This is a genomic window from Solirhodobacter sp., from assembly GCF_964715405.1.
The window spans coordinates 19,540-37,320 of record NZ_CBAICG010000008.1; the positions used below are offsets into that span (position 1 = coordinate 19,540).

A 17,781-nucleotide genomic window follows, 5' to 3' on the forward strand; every position below is an offset into this window, starting at 1 on the left:
CGACCCTTCCTGCGCTACCCCGAGGGCAACCGCGAGGAGCCCCGATGCAGCCGCAAATTCCCCTGACCCGCGACCTCGTGCTGATTGGCGGCGGCCATACCCATGCGCTGGTGCTGCTGCGCTGGGGCATGGCGCCTCTGCCCGGCACCCGGCTGACGGTGATCGACCCGAATCCGACCGCACCCTATTCCGGGATGCTGCCCGGCCTGATCGCCGGGCATTACCGCCAGAGCGAGCTGGAAATCGATCTGGTGCAGTTGGCGCGCCATGCCGGGGCGCGGCTGATCGTCGGTCGGGCGACGGGGATCGACCGGGCAGCGCGGCGCATTGCGGTGCCGGGGCGGCCCGATCTGCGCTACGACATCGCCTCGATCGACATCGGCATCACCTCCGATCTGCCGACGCTGCCGGGGTTTGCCGAGCACGCCACCGCCGCCAAGCCGCTGGGCGACTATGCCGCGCGGTGGGAAGCGTTTGTCGCCAGCGCACCCGCCGGGGCATCGGTGGTCATCCTCGGCGGTGGGATCGCGGGGGTGGAACTGGCCTTGGCCAGCGCGCACCGGCTGCGCGCGGCGGGCATTGCGACACCTGCGGTGACGGTGCTGGAACGGGAAGCGGCGGCCCTGCCGGGCATCGGCGCCGGGGCCCGGCGAGCACTGCTGGCGCATCTGCGGGCGGCGGGGGTGACGGTGCTGACCGGCAGCACGGCGGCGCAGGTCACCGCTGACAGCGTTGTGCTGTCCGACGGACGCAGGCTGCCTTCGGCCTTCACGCTCGGCGCGGCGGGGGCGCGGCCGCATCGCTGGCTGGCCGAAACCGGGCTGACGATGGCCGCGGGCTTCGTGACCGTCTCGCCCACCCTGCGCGCGGTCAATGATGACGCGGTCTTTGCCGTCGGCGACTGCGCCCATCTTGGCTATGCCCCCCGTCCCAAGGCGGGCGTTTTCGCGGTGCGCGAGGCGCCGGTGCTGTATCACAACCTGCGCGCCGCGCTGACGGGTGCGCCGATGCGGCACTACCGGCCGCAGCGCGACTACCTCAAGCTGGTTTCGACCGGCGGCAAGGGGGCGGTGGCCGACAAGTTCGGCCTCAGGCTCGACGGGCGCTGGCTCTGGCGCTGGAAGGACCGCATCGACCGGCGCTTCATGCGCATGTTCCATCAGTTGCCGCAGATGCCCGCGTCGCCGCTGCCGGTTCCGCTCACCCTCGGGGTGCGCGAGGAAATGGCCGGATCGAAGCCGCTGTGCGGCGGTTGCGGCGCCAAGGTCGGCCCGGGCGCGCTGGCGGCGGCCTTGGGGGCGGTTCCGGCGCCGAAGCGGGCCGATGTGCTGTCCGGACCGGGCGACGATGCAGCGGTGATCGCGTTCGGCGCGGTGCGTCAGGTCATCACCACCGATCATTTGCGGGCGTTCTGCGAGGATCCGTTCCTGATGGCGCGGATCGCCGCGACCCATGCCCTGGGCGACGTCTGGGCGATGGGGGCGGTGCCGCAGGCGGTGCTGGTGCAGGTGACGCTGCTGCGCACGTCCGAGCGGTTGCAGGCCGACATGCTGGCCGAGATCATGGCGGCCGCGGCGCAGGTCTGCGGCGCGGCGGGGGCGGATATCGTGGGTGGGCACACCTCGGTTGGGGCCGAGATGACGATCGGGTTCACCGTGACGGGGCTGGTGGAGCCGCCGGTAACCAAGGCGGGGGCGCGGCCGGGGGATGCGCTCATCCTGACCAAGCCGTTGGGCACCGGGACCATTCTGGCGGCCGAGATGCAGCGCGCGGCACCGGGGCGGGTTGTGACGGGGGCCTGGGCCGGGATGGTGCACCCGCTGGGCCATGCAGCGGCGATCCTGGCGCCTGCGGCCCATGCGATGACCGATGTGACAGGCTTCGGCTTGGCCGGGCACCTGCTGGAAATCCTGGATGCCTCCGGCGTCGCGGCAGAACTTGATCTGGCCGCCATTCCGCTGTTGCCGGGGGCCGAGGCGCTGGCTTCGGCGGGCCATGCCTCGACGTTGGCGCCCGCGAACCGGGCCGCCGTGGCGCCCCGGATGACGGCGCCCGAGACGGCGCGGGCGGCGCTGCTGGTGGACCCCCAGACCGGCGGCGGGTTGCTGGCGGCGGTGCCGGGTGAGGCGGCGGAAGGGCTGCTGGCACGGCTGCGGGAGGCCGGAGACGAGGCCGCGATCATCGGGCGGGTCGTCGCGGGGGCGCCGTTCCTGACGGTCCGGTGAACGTGGCCAACCGTTCGCCCCGGCGTCGCGGCAGAAGGGGGCTTTTCCACCCCCACACCCGCGGAGGATATTTTCACCAATGCGAAAGAGCGAAGAGGTTTGCCCCGATCAATGCGCCGCGACGCGGGCCGCCAGACGGTCGGCGAGGCGGTCGAGCGCCTCGGGCGTCAGGTCGTCGGTTTCCAGCACGTCGCCCGTCTCCCCCGCGGTGCGGTCGCGCTGCTTGTCGTAGCGCGGATCATAGTGGCGCGCCATCAACTCGTCGGCGAGGTGTTCGAAATCGGCCGCGGCGGCAAGGGTGTGCCAGCGGTGGATCACCTCGGCGGGATGGAGCGGGCGGAGGAGGTCGATGACGCGGGCGAGTTGCACCGGATCGGCGGTCAGGTCGGCATAGGCGCGGGCGAGGTAGCGGGCGCGGGCGGCGCGGGGGGCGGCGATGCGCAGGCGTGGCGCGGTGCACATCGCCTTCCACAAGGGTGGCGGCAGGGCGCGGTTGCCGACCTTGCTCGATTCCGCCTCGATCACCACCGGCCGCGCCGGGTCGAGCGCGGCAAGCGCGACGGCGAGGCGGCTTTCAAAGGCCTTCTGGCTGGGCTGACCGCCCGGCATCGAGCCGAAGAGCGAGCCGCGGTGATTGGCCATGCCTTCAAGGTCGATCACCTGCACGCCGCGCGCCGCCAGCAGGTGCAGGAGTTCGGTCTTGGCGCTGCCGGTGTTGCCGTCGAGCAGGACCACGGGCGCGGCGATGGGGGTATCGTAGCAGGTCTGCACCACGAGCGACCGGTAGGCCTTGTAGCCACCGGCGATCAATTCGGTGCGCCAACCGATCTGGGCCAGGATCGTCGCGAAGGAGCCGGAGCGTTGGCCACCGCGCCAGCAATAGACCAGCGGGCGCCAGCCGCCGGGCTTGTCGGCCAGCGGGCCCTCGATATGGCGGGCGGCGTTGCGGGCGACCAGTGCGCCGCCGATCTTGCGGGCGGTGAACGGGTTCACCTGCTTGTAGATGGTGCCGACGCGGGCGCGTTCGTCATTGTCGAGCACCGGCAGGCTGATCGCGCCGGGGATGTGGTCGTCGTCGTATTCGGCGGGCGAGCGGACGTCGATGATGGTGTCGAAACCGAGGGTGGCGAGGTCGGTCAGCGCGGTGAGCGTGATCGCCATCGCCCAGCCCTCAGAGCACGCCGTGGCGGGCGAAGAGCGCGCGCAGGTCGGCCTCGGGCCGGGCGCCGATGTGGCTGATGATCTCGGACGCCGCGATGCAGCCCAGGCGGCCGCAGGTTTCCAGGTCGCGCCCCTCGGCCAGGCCCCAGAGGAACGCCCCGGCGAAGAGGTCGCCCGCGCCGGTGGCATCGACGATCCGGGTCGGGATCGCGGGCACCGGGCGATGCTGGCCGTCCCACAGGATATGGGCGCCCTTTTCGCTTTCGGTCGCGGCGACGATCGCAACCTCTTGCGACGCGGCCTTCATTGCGGCGCCGAAATCCTCGGTCTGGTACATCGACATCAGTTCGGCGCGGTTGGCGAACAAGAGGTCGACATCGTCGCGGATCATGCGGCGGAAGGCATCGCGGTGGCGTTCGACGCAGAACGGGTCGGAGAGGGTGAGCGATACCCGGCCACCAGCCGCCTTGCAGGCGGCGATCGCACGCGCGAAAGCCTCGTGGCTTTCCGGGCCGTCGAAGCGGTAGCCTTCGAGGTAGATCCATTCCGCCTGCGCCATCTGGCCTTCGTCGATGTCGGTGGGCGACAGGAACTCGGTCACGCCAAGGTAGGTATTCATCGACCGTTCGCCGTCGGGGGTGACTAGGATGATGCAGCGGCCGGTTTCCTGCGCGGTCGATCTGGGCGCGAGGGCGGTCTGGTAGACCGCGCCCTGCGCGCGCAGGTCGTGGGCGAAGATGGCGCCCAACTGGTCATCCTTGACCTTGCCGACGTAGGCCGTGCGGCCGCCAAGCTGGGCGATGCCCGCAATGGTGTTCGCGGCGGACCCGCCCGACACTTCCTCGGCCGGGCCGATGCGGCCGTAAAGATCGACGGCGCGGGGCATGTCGATCAGTTGCATGATGCCCTTCTGCACCCCCATCTCGGCCAGCGCGGCCTCGGAGGCGTGGGAGATCACGTCGACCATCGCATTGCCGATGCCGACGACCTGGAACTGTTTCATGGGGTCTTGTCCTCGTAAGCGCAAAGATCGCGGATCAGGCAATCGCCGCAGCGGGGCTTGCGCGCGGTGCAGATATAGCGGCCGTGCAGGATCAACCAGTGATGGGCGTGGCCCTGAAATTCGGCGGGTACGTTGTCCTCGATGGCGCGCTCGACGGCGTCCACGTCCTTGCCGGGCGCGATGCCGGTGCGGTTGCCGATGCGGAAGATGTGGGTATCGACCGCCTGCGCGGGCAGGTGCCACCACATGTTCAGCACCACGTTGGCGGTCTTGCGGCCCACCCCCGGCAGCGATTGCAGCGCCGCGCGGGAGGAGGGCACCTCGCCATCGTAGGTATCGACAAGGATGTGGCTCAGCCGGATGACGTTTTTCGCCTTGGTGCGGTAAAGGCCGATGGTCTTGATGTATTCGATCAAGCCATCCTCGCCAAGGTCGAGCATCTTCTGCGGCGTGTCGGCGATCGCGAACAGCGCGCGGGTGGCCTTGTTGACGCCCGCATCGGTGGCCTGCGCCGACAGCGCGACGGCGACCAGCAGGGTATAGGCGTTCAGATGCTCAAGCTCGCCCTTCGGTTCCGGCTCGTGGGCCTGGAACCGGCGAAAGATCTCGCGCATCGTGCGGTAGTCGCGTTGCTGTGCCATCCGCGCCGGTATGCCCTTTGGCCGGGCCCGGGGCAAGCGCGGGCCCTGCGGCAAAGCGCAGTTTTCGGGTCGCGTGTGGGGCTTTGGCGGCCTAGTCTGGGGGCCAAGGAGAAGCCCATGCCGCTGGATACCGACAGCCCCGCCTACCACTACAAGGTCATCGCCCGCGCGTTGGCGCTGATCGAGGCGGGCGGGCTGCAGATGTCGCTGGAGGATCTGGCCGCGCGGATGGGGATCAGCCCGGCCCATTTTCAGCGCACCTTTTCCGCCTGGGTCGGCGTCTCGCCGAAGCGGTATCAGCAATACCTGACGCTGGACCTGGCCCGACGCCTGCTGATCGAACGCCACACCGTGCTGGAAACCACGCTGGAGGCCGGGCTGTCGGGCACCGGGCGGCTGCACGATCTGTTCCTGCGCTGGGAGGCGATGAGCCCCGGCGACTATGCCAAGGGCGGCGAAGGCCTGACGATCTTCTGGGGCTGGTTCGACAGCCCGTTCGGCCCGGCGCTGGTGATGGGCACCGAGCGTGGCCTCTGCGGCATCGGCTTTGCCGCCGAGACCGGCGCCGATGCGACCATGACCGATCTCATTCACCGCTGGCCCAAGGCGGATTACGTCGAAGACCCGATGATGCTGCGGCCCTGGGTGATGGCGGCCTTCGGCGCCGATGCCACCGTGCCGGTGCCGCTTTACCTGATCGGCGCCCCGTTCCAGATTAAGGTGTGGGAGGCATTGCTGCGCATCCCCTCGGGCCACGTCACCACCTACACCGACCTCGCGCGCGCGGTCGGCCACCCTGCGGCGCAGCGCGCGGTGGGCACGGCGGTGGGGCGCAACCCGATCAGCCTGCTGATCCCCTGCCACCGCGCCTTGCGCACCACGGGGGCCTTGGGCGGCTATCACTGGGGCCTGCCGGTGAAACGCGCGATGCTGGCCTGGGAGGCGGCGCGGGCCGAGGCCTGAGCGCCGTGCGCCCGGCATGGGCGAAATCCTGCCGGTTGGCAGGCGCGCCTGTTCCTCGGTCGTCGCCTTGTCTATATTGCACGCAACGCCCGGAGACGGGGCGAGCAACGATGAGGCAGAGCAGATGTTGATGAAGACCCCCCTTCTATTGGCCACCGTTGGTGCATTGGCGCTGTCGGGGTGCATGTCGGATCAGAGCTATAACCCCAACGACCCCAACGCCAATGCCCGGACGGGCGCGATCACCGGCGCTGTCGTCGGCGGCCTTGCAGGCGCTTTGAGCGGTGGGCGCGGCGCCTTCGGCAAGACGGTGGTCGGCGCGGCGGCGGGCGGCGTGGTCGGCGCGATCGCGGGCGGCGCGCTGGACCGGCAGGCGAAGGATCTGCGCAGCGGGTTGGGCGACGACAACATCACCGTGGTGAACACCGGCAACGAACTGGTGGTGTCGATGCCGCAGGATATCCTGTTCGCGACCGACTCCACCGCGGTGCAGCCCGGTCTGCAACGCGAACTGGCAGCAGTGGCGCAAAACCTGCGGCAGTATCCCGACAGCACGGTCACGGTCAGCGGGCACACCGACAACGTCGGCACCGCCGCCTACAACCAGGATCTGTCGCAGCGCCGCGCCGACGCCGTGGCGGCCATCCTGATGCAGGACGGTGTGCGCGCGAACCGGCTGATCGCCTATGGCCGCGGCGAGAGCCTGCCCGTCGCATCGAACCTGACGCCCGAAGGCCGGGCCCTGAACCGGCGCGTCGAGATCCATATCCGCCCGAACAACGGCTGACGCGAACCATCCCGCGATGGCGGCCGGGCGCGCGCGTCCGGCCGTTAGCGCGCTGGACGCGCGCGCTGCGGTGCGGTCATATGATCTGACCAATCCGCAGGTGCCAAATGCCGTTCCAGAAGGTCACGCCCGAGAAACTGTCCACCGCCATCGTCCGCCAGATCGAGCTGCTGATCCTGCGCGGCATCCTGCGGCCCGGCGAACGGCTGCCGTCCGAGCGCGAGCTGTCGGAGTCGCTTGGCGTCTCGCGCCCCTCGTTGCGTGACGCGGTTGCCGATCTTCAAGAGCGCGGGTTGCTGACCGCGCGCGCCGGGGCGGGCATCTTCGTTGCCGACGTGCTCGGCTCGGCCTTCTCGCCCGCGCTGATCGGACTGTTCTCCAGCCATCACGATGCGGTGTTCGACTACCTCTCGTTCCGGCGCGACATGGAGGGGCTGACGGCCGAACGCGCGGCGACCCAAGGCTCGGACACCGACCTGAAAGTGATCGGCAGCATCTTCGCCAAGATGGAAGCCGCCCATTCCAAGCGCAACCCGGCCGACGAGGCGCGGCAGGATGCCGAGTTCCACATGGCGATCATCGAGGCCAGCCACAACGTGATCATGCTGCACATGATGCGGTCGATGTTCGATCTGCTGCGCGAGGGCGTGTTCTACAACCGCCAGGTCATGTTCAGGCAGCGCACCACGCGCAGCGCCCTGCTGGATCAGCACCGGGCGATCAACGACGCGATCCAGGCGCGCGACCCCAAGGCCGCGCGGGCGGCGGTGGAGGCGCATCTGGACTATGTCGAGGCGGCGTTGCGGGCGCAGTTGAAAGCCGACCACAACGAAGAGATCGCGCGCCAGCGGTATCAGCACGAACAGGGACGCTAGCCTGCTGTCATCCGTGCCCCCGGAATCGAAAGGCCCGGCACAAGGGCCGGGCCAGGATGCGTTTCGGCAGCGGCTCAGTTCAGCCGCGCGCTGACGTCGCCGATGGCGCTGTCGATCAGCGCGTTGGCCGTGGCCTCGGTCATCTGCTTGGTCAGCAGATCGCCCGCCGCTGCTACCGCCACCGACACGGCGCGATCCCGGACGGCACGCACCGCACCGGTTTCGGCTGAAGCGATCTGATCCTCGGCCGCGGCAAGGCGCCGGGCAATCGAGGCGGCCAGATCGGCCTTGGCCTGTTCGGCCGCCGCAATCGCCTCTTCGCGGGCACCGGCCACGATCCGGGCCGATTGCGCCTGCACGTCCTTCTGCTTGCGCTCGTAGGAGGCCAGGATCATCTGCGCCTCCTCGCGCAGCAGTCGCGCCTCTTCCAGGTCCCTGCGGATCTGGTCGGCGCGGGTGTCAAGCGCCCCGCCGATCATCCCCGGAACCTTGAAGTAGACGAGGATTCCGACGAAGACGAGGAACGAGATCAGCACCACGAAGGCAGGGTTGTGCAGCGAGAAGAAGGGGCCCGCAGGCTCTTCCGCCAGCGCGGGTGTCGCCGCGAGGATTGCCAGGATCGCCAGTCGTTTCATCGCCTTACCCCTTCAGCCGTGCCGCGACGGCGTCACCGACCGCAGCCGCATCCACGCTGCCGCCGAAGTGCGTCACGATCTCGCCCGCGGTGCTGCGCGCGACGTCGGTGATGCTTGCCAGCGCGCTGTCGCGAATGTCCGCGATCCGCTTTTCGGATTCCGCCGCCTTGGCCATGATCTCGGCATCCGCCCTGGCGGTGGCCGCGTCGAGATCCTTCTGGATATCGGCCTTGGCCGCCGCGACGATCTTGGCCGCCTCGGAACGGGCATCCGCCAGCGCCTTGTTGTAGGCCGCTTCCGCCGTGACCGCCTTGCGCTTCAGCTCTTCGGCCGCCGCGATGTCGCGCTCGATCGTGCTCTTGCGCTCGGCCAAGACGCCGCCGATGCGCGGCAGGATCAGCCGCGACACGATGAGGTAGAGCACGACCAAGGTCACCAGCAGCCAGAAGATCTGGTTGGCGTAGGTCGTGAAATCGAGCTGCGGCATTGCCACCTTGTGGCCGGCTTCGCCTGCCGCCGTGACCGCTTCAGTCGCCATGGTATTCTCCTTCACCCCAACGTGGCCGGAGGGACGCTTTCGCCCGCCCGGCCGCCTGACAGGTGCCGGATCAGACCGCGAACATCAGCAGGATGGCGACGAGGAACGAGAAGATCCCCAGCGCTTCGGCGAAGGCCATGCCGATGAACAGGTAGGCGATCTGGCCCGGCGCGGCCGACGGGTTGCGCAGCGCACCCGACAGGTAGTTGCCGGCCACGGTGCCCACGCCGATTGCGGCGGCACCCGAGCCGATACCAGCGAGGCCGGCACCGATATACGCACCCATCTTGAGCAGTTCGGGGGTCATGTCATGTCTCCTTGGTTGAATTGGGAAGATGTCGGATGATCGCTCAGTGCGACGGATGCAGCGCATCCTTGAGGTAGACGCAGGTGAGGATCGTGAAAACGTAGGCCTGAACGATGGCCACCAGCACTTCGAGCCCGTACATCGCGGTGATCGCGACGATGGACACCGGCGAGATCAGCAGCACCGCGGCAAAGGCCGCGAACACCTCGATCACCGCATGGCCCGCCATCATGTTGCCCGCAAGTCGGATCGAGTGGCTGACCGGGCGCACGAAGTATGAGATCAGCTCGATCGGCAGCAACACGAAGCGCATCGCAAACGGCGCGGAACTGACCCAGAACAGGCCCAGGAAGTGCGAGCCGTTCTTGGCAAAGCCGATGGCCGTGACCGAGAGAAAAACGATGATCGCCAGCACGCCCGTGACCGCGACATGGCTGGTGACGGCGAAGCTGAGCGGGATCAGCGACAGGGTGTTGGCGAAGCAGACGAAAAGGAAGATCGTCAGCACGAACGGAAAGAAGCCCAGCGCGTCTTCGCCTGCGACATCGCGGACCATGGTATGGATCAGGCTGTAGATCACCTCGCCGACCGACTGGCTGCGCGAGGGCACGATGGCGCGGGCGCCCGCGCCGACCACGAAGATCGCCATCACCACCAGAACGATGATGGCCATCCACAGCGTCACGTTGGTGATGGTGTACCAGTGCACCACGTCGCCGCCGAACAGCGGGCGCACGGTGAACTGCTCCATCGGATGGAACGTCAGGCTGCTGGATGCTTCGCCACTGGCCACGTCTATTCCCCTTCGTCCTCGGCGGGTGATCCCGCCGCCGTATTCTTCGACAGCTCCTGCGCCGAGCGGAACATCACCCGCACTCCGGCCGCGAAGCCCAGCATCATGAACAGCATCATCAACCACGGCTTCGTGCCAAGCAGCACGTCAAGCCCCAGTCCGATGCCGAAGCCGATCCCCAGACCGGCCACAAGCTCTGTCACCATCCGCCAGCCCACGTTGGCCTGGCTGTAGTGTTCGTCCACCCGGGGCGCCGGTGCGACCGACTTCTTCACCTTGGCGATGCGCGCATCGAGCTGCCTGAGCCGCTCGTCGTCGGGCGCATTGCCCATGTGAAGCCCCCCTTGGACAGTCGGTCGGAACCTACGGACGGGCCGCGCCCAAGTCAAGCGTTCACGAACCGTTGAGAATTCGCGCCAACTAGTTGATATTGCTATTATTTACAAGACGCCTGACGATCTGCCGCAGCGGTCTTGGTGTCGGCGCAAGCCCGGCGCCACATTCAACCATCCGGTTGAACGACGATGTTCCCCGGCGGCACAGCGTCTTTCCGTCGCGCCGCCGGAGCGGTCTTGACGTCACTTCTGGACGTTCGTCCCGGAGGTGTTCGTGGTCGAGGTCGTGGACTGGTTGCTGAGCAGCAGCAGCAGGCCGACCAGCCCGACACCCGCGAGCGCGGCACCACTGGTCAGCGAACTGGCCGGCACCGCCGGGCCCGTCAGGTACGCCTGATTGCAGTTGGCAACGTTCAGATCGACGAGGCGGTTCTTCGCCTCGGAGCCCGGCACATTGATCACCAGTTCGGACTTGCCCACACCGGACAGATCGAAGGTCATGTCTTGTCCGCCGTGGGTCTTGAGATAGTTCACCACGCGCATCACCCGCCGCTTCGACAGGTCAAGATTGTAGGCCGCCGAAGCCAGCGCATCCGTGCGGCCGGTTCCCGTGACATGTGCCTTCGGATACTTCGCGATCAGGTTGTCGAGCACCTGCATGTCCTCGGCAGTGAGCGTGTCTTTGTCGAGCGCAAAATACACGATGAGTTTGCACTGTCCCTCTTCGGCATGCGCCGCGCCGGTCATGTTTTGCGCCATTGCCGCCGTCGCGGAGACCAGTGTTGCCGTCGAAATCGCAAGCACCTTGAATAAAGTCCTCATGGATCACCCTCCTCCTAAATCCCCGACGGCAACGCAGACCAAAGATGGCACCAACCCGCCGCCGCGATTCCCAAAACTCACACTCCTGTGAGGATATTACTCCTCTTCCCGAGAAAAGCATGTGGAATTGTCCCATTTTGCCGCGGTTGACGGCGGCCGCGCGGGGGCCGATCCTGGGCGCCATGTCCGACCCGCTCGATCATGTCTTCGCCGCGCTCGCGGACCCGACCCGCCGGGCGATCCTGTCGCTGCTGCTGGAGGATGACATGGCCGTGACCGACGTGGCCGAGCCCTTCGCGATGTCGCTCGCGGCGATCTCGAAGCACCTCGCGATCCTCGCCGCGGCGGGACTGATCAGCCAGGAAAAGCGCGGCCGGGTGAAGTGGTGCAAGCTGGACCCCGACGCGCTACGCGGCGCTTCGGTCTGGATGCAGGGCTTCGGGCAGTTCGAGCCGGTGAACCTTGACGCGTTCGAGCGGTTTCTGGCGCGCGAACTGGCAGAGGGCGCAGCGCCGGACCCGACCGAGTGAGCGCCGTCATTGGTGCCGCAGCGCCTCGATCGGGTCCAGGCGGGCGGCGCGGCGGGCGGGAAAATAGCCGAATACGACGCCGACCGCCGCCGAAAAGCCGAAGGCCAGCAGCATCACCCAGGGGTCGGGGCTGAACGGCACCCGCAGCACCCGCGCGCCCGTCAGCCCCAGCGCAAGGCCGGTGAGGATGCCGATCACCCCGCCCGCCAGCGACAGCACCACCGCCTCGACCAGAAACTGCACCAGCACCTGCCGTTCGGTGGCGCCGATCGCCAGCCGGATGCCGATCTCGCGCGTGCGTTCGGTGACCGAGACCAGCATGATGTTCATGATGCCGATCCCGCCGACCAGCAGGCTGACCGCCGCCACCGCTGACAAAAGGCCGGTCAGCACGGTCGAGATGCCGGTCAGCATCGTCGCGATCTGCTTGAGGTCGAAGACGTTGAAATCGTCGTTTTCGCCCGGCCCGATGTGGCGGCGTTCGCGCATCAGCGCCTCGATGGCGGCCTTGGCCTTGTCCGTGGTCTGCCCGTCACGGACCGAGGCGAAGATCGTCGCCACCTCCTGATTGCCCGCGATGCGGCGCTGGAAGGCGCGCAGCGGCATCAGCACCAGATCGTCCTGGTCCGTGCCGAAGCTCGACGCGCCTTTTGCCGCCAGCAGGCCCACCACCCGGCAGGCGACCTGCCGGAACCGGATGTCGGCGCCGATCGGGTCGCCCGCGCCGAACAGCGCCTGCCGCACCGTTTCGCCCAGAATGCAGACCGCCGCGCCCGACAGGATGTCGCTGTCATAGAAGGCGCGGCCCTCGGCCAGGGTCCAGCCGGTCGCGGCAAGATAGCGGTTGTCGGTGCCGGTCACGTTGGTGGTGTGGTTCTGGCTGCCGAACACGACGGTCATCGACCCCGCGCTGAGCGGGGCGGCGGTGCTGACGGCGGGCACCTCGGCCTCGATCGCGGTGGCATCGCGTTCGCTGAGCGACGGCGCGGTGCCGGCCGAGACACCGGGGCCCCCGCCCTGACCCGGCCGCACGATCAGCAGGTTGTTGCCCAGCTTGGCGACGTCGGATTTCACCTGCGCGGTGGACCCCTGCCCGACGGTCAGCATCGCGATCACCGCCGCCACGCCGATGACGATGCCCAGCACGGTCAGGAACGACCGCAGCACATTGCGCAGGATCGCCTGCACCGCCAGCCGGAGCGCCTCAAGCAGCATCGGCGCCTCCGATGCCATCCGTGGCAAGGCGACCGTCAAGGAAATGCACCACCCGGTGGGCATAAGCGGCCATGTCGGGTTCATGCGTCACCATCAGGATGGTGATGCCCGCCTCGCGGTTCAGCGTGGTCATCAGCTCCATGATCTCGCGCGAACGGGCGGTATCGAGGTTGCCGGTCGGTTCGTCCGCCAGGATCACGTCGGGCCGTCCGACAATGGCGCGGGCGATGGCGACGCGCTGCTGCTGGCCGCCCGACAGTTCCGACGGGTCGTGGCTGACGCGGCCTTCCAGCCCGACCCGCGTCAGCGCCTCGCGCGCCAGATGGCGGCGTTCGGCCCGCGCCACGCCGCGATAGATCAGCGGCAGTTCGACATTTTCCAGCGCGGTCATCCGCGGCAACAGGTTGTAGCCCTGAAACACGAAGCCAAGGCAGTGGCGCCGCAGCAGCGCGCGCTGATCGCGGCTGAGCCCGCCGACCTCGACGCCGGAAAAGCGGTAGCTGCCCCGCGTCGGCGTATCGAGACAGCCGAGGATGTTCATCGCGGTGGACTTGCCCGACCCCGAGGGGCCCATGATCGCGACGAATTCGCCCGCAGCGATCGACAGCGTGATGTCGCGCAACGCCTGCACCTCGGCCTCGCCGGTGCCATAGGTCTTGCCGACCCCGCTGAGCGAGATCAGGGGCTGGGCGATCGGGGGGGCGCCCGCATCGGTCATGGCGTGGTGGCGTCGGTGATGACCGCATCGCCGGGCTGCAGCGGGCCCGAGACGACCTGCGTCAGCGTGCCGTCGGTCTGGCCCGCGACCACGTCCACCGGCACGGCGGCGCCGTCCTTCAGCAGCCAGAGCCGCTGCGCCCCGCCCGGTGGCGGCGTCGGCGTCGTGGGCTTGACCTGGGGCGGCTGGATCAGCATGCCGACAAAGCCAGAGCCGCCGCTTGGCGTCTTGGGCGCCGCAGGGGTGAAGCGCAGCGCGGCATTCGGCACCACAAGCACCTGCGAGACCGCGGCCACGATGATTTCCGCAGTCGCGGTCATGCCGGGGCGCAACGCCAGGTCGGCGTTGTCGATCGACAGCACCGCCTGATAGGTCACCACCCCGTCGATCGTCTGCGGCGCATAGCGGACCTGGGCGATGATCGCCGGAAACCGCCGTTCGGGGTAGGCTTCGACGGTGAATTCCGCCCGGTTGCCGACAGCAACCTTGCCGATGTCGGCCTCGTCGATGGCGACGTTCAGCTCCATCTTCCGCAGATCTGCGGCCAGCGTGAACAGCACCGGCGCCTGCAACGACGAGGCCACGATCTGGCCGACCTCGACATTGCGCGCCAGCACGATGCCGTCGATCGGCGCGGTGATCGCGGCCTTGTCGAGGTTCGCCTGATCCAGGCTCAGATCGGCCTCGGCGACCCGCACGTCGGCCGTCGCCATGTCAAGCGCCGCCGTCGCGCGCGCAAGTGCGGCGCTGGCGGTCTGCAAGTCCTGATCGGTGCCCGAGCCGCGTTTGACCAGCTCGGCGATCCGGTTGTAGCCGCTTTGCGTTTCGGCCAGCGTGGCGGCCGCCTGGGCCACCATCGCCTGCTTCGAGGCCAGCGTGGCCCGCGAGTGATCAAGGGTCGCCTGCAACTTGCCGGTGTCGAGCTTTGCCAGCAATTGCCCGGCGGCGACGTGATCGTTGTAATCCGCCGCGACGGCACGGATCGTGCCGCTCAGCTCGCTCGACACGTCGACCTCGTCGGTGGGCTGGACAGTTCCGGTTGCAGTGATACGCACCGTCAGGTCGGCGACGCGCGCGGCCACGGTGGTGTAGGCGGGGGCCGCCGCCGTGCGTGCCGCGCGCCACCAGACCCCGCCGCCGATCAGTGCGGCGAGCACGAGCCCGACGAAGACCCAGCGCGGCCAGCGCCGCCGCCTTGCCCCGCCGGCCAGAAGTTTCTCAAGGTCATCGGCCCCGATCGGCATCACATGATCCCATGTTCACGGACGAGCACACAGGATGCACCCGCCTTCCGCGCCTGCCCCTCTTAGCACGCGACCAAGCTCCGGCCTTGATCTGGAGCAACGCCGGAGGGCGCGGGGGCCTAGCGCGCGAGCCCGGGCACACGATTGAAGAGCCAGGTCAGCGGATCGTTGACCCAGGCCTTGGTCACATAGTCGCGGTGGTCGAGGCCGGGCGTCGCGAGGAAGGTCACCCCGCCCGGCCGTAGCGCCCGCGGCGGCGCCGTCGAATAGGCGATCCGTTCAGCGTCCAGTTGTCGACGGACGCTGGTGTTTTCGTCTTCCGCCGCCTCGGAATAGGCGGAAAAGAAGAAGGTGCCACGGTGGCTTTGCCGGATCCAGTCGACATATTGGTCAGTCTCGCCGAACAGCGCGTCGAGCAGCACAAGGCCCATGATACGCGGCCCGACGCCGCCGATCGTCAGGACATAGGCCACCGGGTAGTAGCCGCCGCTGAAGGCCACCAGAATGATCGGCAGCCCCGCGAATGCCTGTCGCGCGTCGCGCACGCCCAGCAGATCGGCGAGCGCCGTTGCCGCCTCGGACATGAAGCGGGCGAACTGCTTTGGTTGCCAGAAGCGGCCCGCGCTGGAGTCGAGCGCGTCGACGGCGAACTGCGGGGCGATCAGCGCCGCGTTCAGCGTCGAGGCCTGCAACTGGTCCAGCACATGCTGCCGACCCACGACGTCGCGCTGAAGCGTTGCCTGGTTGCCGTGAAAGAACACGACGATCGCGGCCTTCTTGCGCAGGTCGAAGCCGCCCGGCAGCGCCACCAGAACGTGGTTGTCGGAATAGGTCTGGTCTTCGTAGTAGACCCCGCCGCGTGGCGAGGTGTGACCGGCGCGACCGTTGGCGCCCTTGACGTCGAGGAATCTTTCGCCGGTATCGGGCCGCAGGCCCTCATAGGGGAACGGCGCGGAGGCAAAGGGGTAGAGTCTCGCTTTCATCCGCGCCAGGGGGCCTTTCGGGATTGCCGCCTCGGCGGGCGACCGCAGGCCGGACAGGGTTACGCCAAGCAGGGACAATGCCGCCAGCCGTGCCGTGAGGCCCCCGAGCGCGCGGCGGGACATCCTCCCCTCGATCATCACAGGTCATCGCCCCCGCTGGTTCCGACGGCACGGCCGGAGCACCTGCCAGACCGACCGCGTCCCCGCCATCCCGAGCATGCAGAAGATCGGGCGGCAAGGCAAAGGCAAAGGCGAAGGCCGATCTGATCCGCCACCACCTTCGGCCTCCAGTCCACGCGCTGCGGCAGCACTGCCAGCGCGGCGCGGAAGTTCGCCGCCTCCCCGGAGTCGAAATCCGACAGCGGGCCAACCTGCATCAGTCGTGCACCGCGCAATCAATGGCAGGGTGAACCATGACCAGATCAGGTCACCTCAAACCAGAATCGAGAATCTCAAATGTTCCGTAGCTTTTTTGCACCCGCGCTTGTCGCGGTCTTGATGGCCACAACGGCACCGGCCAATGCCGTGCAGGTCATGGTCAAGGACATCGCGGTCACCGTCGATCTGACCGCGGTCGCCAACCCGGCCGCCGCGAAATACTGGGCCAATCTGAGCGACGACCTGAAGGCCGCCATCGCCGCGCGCATTGCGGACCGGATCGCGGCAGACGGCGCGCACCTTCTGGTCAATGTGTCGTCGGTGGCGCTGTCGACCGGCTATCTGAACGCCGCGGGGGCCCCCGACCCGCACCTTGTGGGCGTGGTCAACGTGGTCACCGACGTGGCCACGTCCGGCAGCGGCACGACTCAGGCGACCCCACACAAGAATTCCAACTACGAGCTGACCATCTCGTTCAAGGACTCGGAGGCCTTCGTTCCCGCCGGTGTCGACGTGCTGACGATCACGCCCGACAAGAAGGAATACCACGACGCGATGATCGCGGCCTTCGCCGACTACGTCGCCAAGCACCTCTGACACGCCGCCTGCCATCGCCGGTTCGGAAAGTCGGTGGCAGGACTGACCTGCATCAGTCCACCCGGTCGGGAATCGGATCAGGCTGATGCATGGCGGGCGGATATCCGGTCGCCACCTTGTTGTTTTCCGAGTTCTGGTGAAGCCCGTCGGCGGATGCTTGTCCCTAGGCATCCTCAGGTGCAACCGGCGGGCTTCACCAGTTTGCGACGCAAGGCCAGAGCCCGGTCCGCCGACATCGGCACGGCCAAGCGCCACACCGGCGAGCCTAGCGCAGCAGGGGGCCGCTCTGATCAAGGTAGCTCAGGTCGAACTCGGCCAGCGCGGCAAGTCCGTCAAAATCGTCGAAGATCACCTTGCCGTTGCGGAAGGTCAGCAGACCCTCCTCGCGCAACTGGCGCAGGACGCGGTTGATGTGAACCGCGCTCAGCCCCAGCGCATCGGCCAGCAGGTATTGCGACAGCGGGCAGGCATAGCTCTCCCTCGTGCCAAGGCCGACCAGCATCAGCCGCGCGCCAAGTTCCAGCAGCAAATGCGCGGTGCGCTGCAGCGCGTCGCGGCGGCCGATGTTGATCAGATGCTCCACCACCATCGCCTCGTCGCGCGAGGCGGCCCAAAGCACCGCGGTCGCCAGTCGCGGGGTGCGGCTGAAGGCGTCGAGCAGGTCGCTGGCCAGCACCTCGGACGCCTCGACCCGCGTCACCGGCTCGACGTTGTGGTCGGCGGTGCGGAACAGCACGCTGCGCAGGCCGAGGAAATCGCCCGGAATCTGGAAGTCCACGATCTGCCGCGTGCCGCTCGGAAGCAGCTTGTAGGAACAGGCCCAGCCGCTGGCCAGAATGTAGGCCGGTCGCACGGTCTGACCCTGGTAGATCATGTCCTGCCCGGCCGGAAACCTCCGGCGCCGTGCGTGCAGCGCCGCCAGGGCGGCGAATTCCGGATCGGAAAGGGCAACGTAGGCGCCAAGCTTGCGGGCGAAGGGGCTGTTCTGAACCATCGTCGGCAAATCTTATCCGACCTTTGCCGCGCAAAGG

General features: G+C 68.1%; 20 protein-coding genes. 6 read left to right on the forward strand and 14 right to left on the reverse strand.

The features are described 5' to 3' along the window. Window positions 1-44 precede the first annotated feature (44 nt). Window positions 45-2,225 (forward strand): selenide, water dikinase SelD, encoded by a 2,181-nt coding sequence (selD, locus tag AC11WY_RS05045; RefSeq protein WP_482923194.1) that lies wholly within the window; start codon window positions 45-47, stop codon window positions 2,223-2,225. Window positions 2,226-2,333: 108 nt separating this feature from the next. On the opposite strand, the gene mnmH is transcribed toward selD, so the two are convergent. Genes mnmH through nth form a run of 3 tightly spaced genes read right to left on the reverse strand, consistent with a single transcriptional unit; the run spans window position 2,334 to window position 5,030 of the window. Beyond that, a complete protein-coding gene (gene mnmH, locus AC11WY_RS05050; RefSeq protein WP_482923196.1) occupies window positions 2,334-3,386 on the reverse strand; it encodes a tRNA 2-selenouridine(34) synthase MnmH in 1,053 nt (350 codons plus the stop codon). 10 nt (window positions 3,387-3,396) lie between these two features. Then, window positions 3,397-4,389 carry an adenosine kinase gene (locus tag AC11WY_RS05055; RefSeq protein ID WP_482923198.1) on the reverse strand — a complete coding sequence of 331 codons (993 nt, stop codon included), beginning with the start codon at window positions 4,387-4,389 and terminating at the stop codon, window positions 3,397-3,399. Further along, window positions 4,386-5,030 carry an endonuclease III gene (gene nth / locus AC11WY_RS05060; RefSeq protein WP_482923200.1) on the reverse strand — a complete coding sequence of 215 codons (645 nt, stop codon included), beginning with the start codon at window positions 5,028-5,030 and terminating at the stop codon, window positions 4,386-4,388. The genes AC11WY_RS05055 and nth overlap by 4 nt, the downstream gene beginning before the upstream one ends. A 117-nt stretch (window positions 5,031-5,147) precedes the next feature. Between nth and AC11WY_RS05065 the strand changes: the two genes are divergently transcribed. The 3 genes from AC11WY_RS05065 to AC11WY_RS05075 all read left to right on the forward strand — a co-directional run bounded on the left by AC11WY_RS05065 (window position 5,148) and on the right by AC11WY_RS05075 (window position 7,655). After that, complete coding sequence (locus AC11WY_RS05065; RefSeq protein WP_482923202.1) at window positions 5,148-5,993, forward strand: methylated-DNA--[protein]-cysteine S-methyltransferase; 846 nt, start codon at window positions 5,148-5,150, stop codon at window positions 5,991-5,993. Window positions 5,994-6,117: 124 nt separating this feature from the next. Then, window positions 6,118-6,780 (forward strand): YiaD family glycine zipper/OmpA-like lipoprotein, encoded by a 663-nt coding sequence (locus AC11WY_RS05070; RefSeq protein WP_482923204.1) that lies wholly within the window; start codon window positions 6,118-6,120, stop codon window positions 6,778-6,780. 107 nt (window positions 6,781-6,887) lie between these two features. Beyond that, window positions 6,888-7,655 carry a FadR/GntR family transcriptional regulator gene (locus tag AC11WY_RS05075; protein ID WP_482923206.1) on the forward strand — a complete coding sequence of 256 codons (768 nt, stop codon included), beginning with the start codon at window positions 6,888-6,890 and terminating at the stop codon, window positions 7,653-7,655. A 74-nt stretch (window positions 7,656-7,729) separates the two neighbouring features. Here AC11WY_RS05075 and AC11WY_RS05080 read toward each other — a convergent pair whose 3' ends face one another. The 6 genes from AC11WY_RS05080 to AC11WY_RS05105 form a co-directional block, all read right to left on the reverse strand. Beyond that, the gene (locus AC11WY_RS05080; protein WP_482923208.1) at window positions 7,730-8,290 is read right to left on the reverse strand and encodes a F0F1 ATP synthase subunit B; all 561 of its coding nucleotides are present in this window, start codon (window positions 8,288-8,290) and stop codon (window positions 7,730-7,732) included. A 4-nt stretch (window positions 8,291-8,294) separates the two neighbouring features. After that, window positions 8,295-8,828, reverse strand: coding sequence for a F0F1 ATP synthase subunit B' (locus tag AC11WY_RS05085; protein ID WP_482923210.1), 534 nt, complete (start codon window positions 8,826-8,828; stop codon window positions 8,295-8,297). Window positions 8,829-8,898: 70 nt separating this feature from the next. Beyond that, window positions 8,899-9,135, reverse strand: coding sequence for a F0F1 ATP synthase subunit C (locus tag AC11WY_RS05090; protein ID WP_482923212.1), 237 nt, complete (start codon window positions 9,133-9,135; stop codon window positions 8,899-8,901). Window positions 9,136-9,178: 43 nt separating this feature from the next. After that, complete coding sequence (locus AC11WY_RS05095; protein ID WP_482923394.1) at window positions 9,179-9,934, reverse strand: F0F1 ATP synthase subunit A; 756 nt, start codon at window positions 9,932-9,934, stop codon at window positions 9,179-9,181. After that, on the reverse strand, window positions 9,931-10,260 hold the full coding sequence (locus AC11WY_RS05100; RefSeq protein WP_482923214.1) for an AtpZ/AtpI family protein: 330 nt from the start codon (window positions 10,258-10,260) through the stop codon (window positions 9,931-9,933). Before AC11WY_RS05100 ends, AC11WY_RS05095 begins: the two co-directional genes overlap by 4 nt. 246 nt (window positions 10,261-10,506) lie before the next feature. Then, the gene (locus AC11WY_RS05105; RefSeq protein WP_482923216.1) at window positions 10,507-11,085 is read right to left on the reverse strand and encodes an OmpA family protein; all 579 of its coding nucleotides are present in this window, start codon (window positions 11,083-11,085) and stop codon (window positions 10,507-10,509) included. Between the two features lie 182 nt (window positions 11,086-11,267). On the opposite strand from AC11WY_RS05105, the gene AC11WY_RS05110 reads away from it, so the two are divergent. Next, window positions 11,268-11,615, forward strand: a complete 348-nt coding sequence (locus AC11WY_RS05110) for an ArsR/SmtB family transcription factor (protein WP_482923218.1) — start codon at window positions 11,268-11,270, stop codon at window positions 11,613-11,615. Window positions 11,616-11,621: 6 nt separating this feature from the next. Here the strand turns inward: AC11WY_RS05110 and AC11WY_RS05115 are convergent, their stop codons facing one another. The 4 genes from AC11WY_RS05115 to AC11WY_RS05130 all read right to left on the reverse strand — a co-directional run bounded on the left by AC11WY_RS05115 (window position 11,622) and on the right by AC11WY_RS05130 (window position 15,898). After that, window positions 11,622-12,830 (reverse strand): ABC transporter permease, encoded by a 1,209-nt coding sequence (locus tag AC11WY_RS05115; RefSeq protein WP_482923219.1) that lies wholly within the window; start codon window positions 12,828-12,830, stop codon window positions 11,622-11,624. Further along, entirely contained in the window at window positions 12,820-13,548 is a 729-nt protein-coding gene (locus AC11WY_RS05120; RefSeq protein ID WP_482923221.1) for an ABC transporter ATP-binding protein, read from the reverse strand. Before AC11WY_RS05120 ends, AC11WY_RS05115 begins: the two co-directional genes overlap by 11 nt. Continuing rightward, complete coding sequence (locus AC11WY_RS05125; protein ID WP_482923223.1) at window positions 13,545-14,792, reverse strand: efflux RND transporter periplasmic adaptor subunit; 1,248 nt, start codon at window positions 14,790-14,792, stop codon at window positions 13,545-13,547. Before AC11WY_RS05125 ends, AC11WY_RS05120 begins: the two co-directional genes overlap by 4 nt. A 119-nt stretch (window positions 14,793-14,911) precedes the next feature. Then, entirely contained in the window at window positions 14,912-15,898 is a 987-nt protein-coding gene (locus AC11WY_RS05130) for a hypothetical protein (protein WP_482923225.1), read from the reverse strand. A gap of 333 nt (window positions 15,899-16,231) precedes the next feature. Between AC11WY_RS05130 and AC11WY_RS05135 the strand changes: the two genes are divergently transcribed. After that, on the forward strand, window positions 16,232-16,750 hold the full coding sequence (locus AC11WY_RS05135) for a hypothetical protein (RefSeq protein WP_482923227.1): 519 nt from the start codon (window positions 16,232-16,234) through the stop codon (window positions 16,748-16,750). Window positions 16,751-17,015: 265 nt separating this feature from the next. Here the strand turns inward: AC11WY_RS05135 and AC11WY_RS05140 are convergent, their stop codons facing one another. Next, on the reverse strand, window positions 17,016-17,744 hold the full coding sequence (locus AC11WY_RS05140) for a Crp/Fnr family transcriptional regulator (protein ID WP_482923229.1): 729 nt from the start codon (window positions 17,742-17,744) through the stop codon (window positions 17,016-17,018). Window positions 17,745-17,781 lie beyond the last annotated feature (37 nt).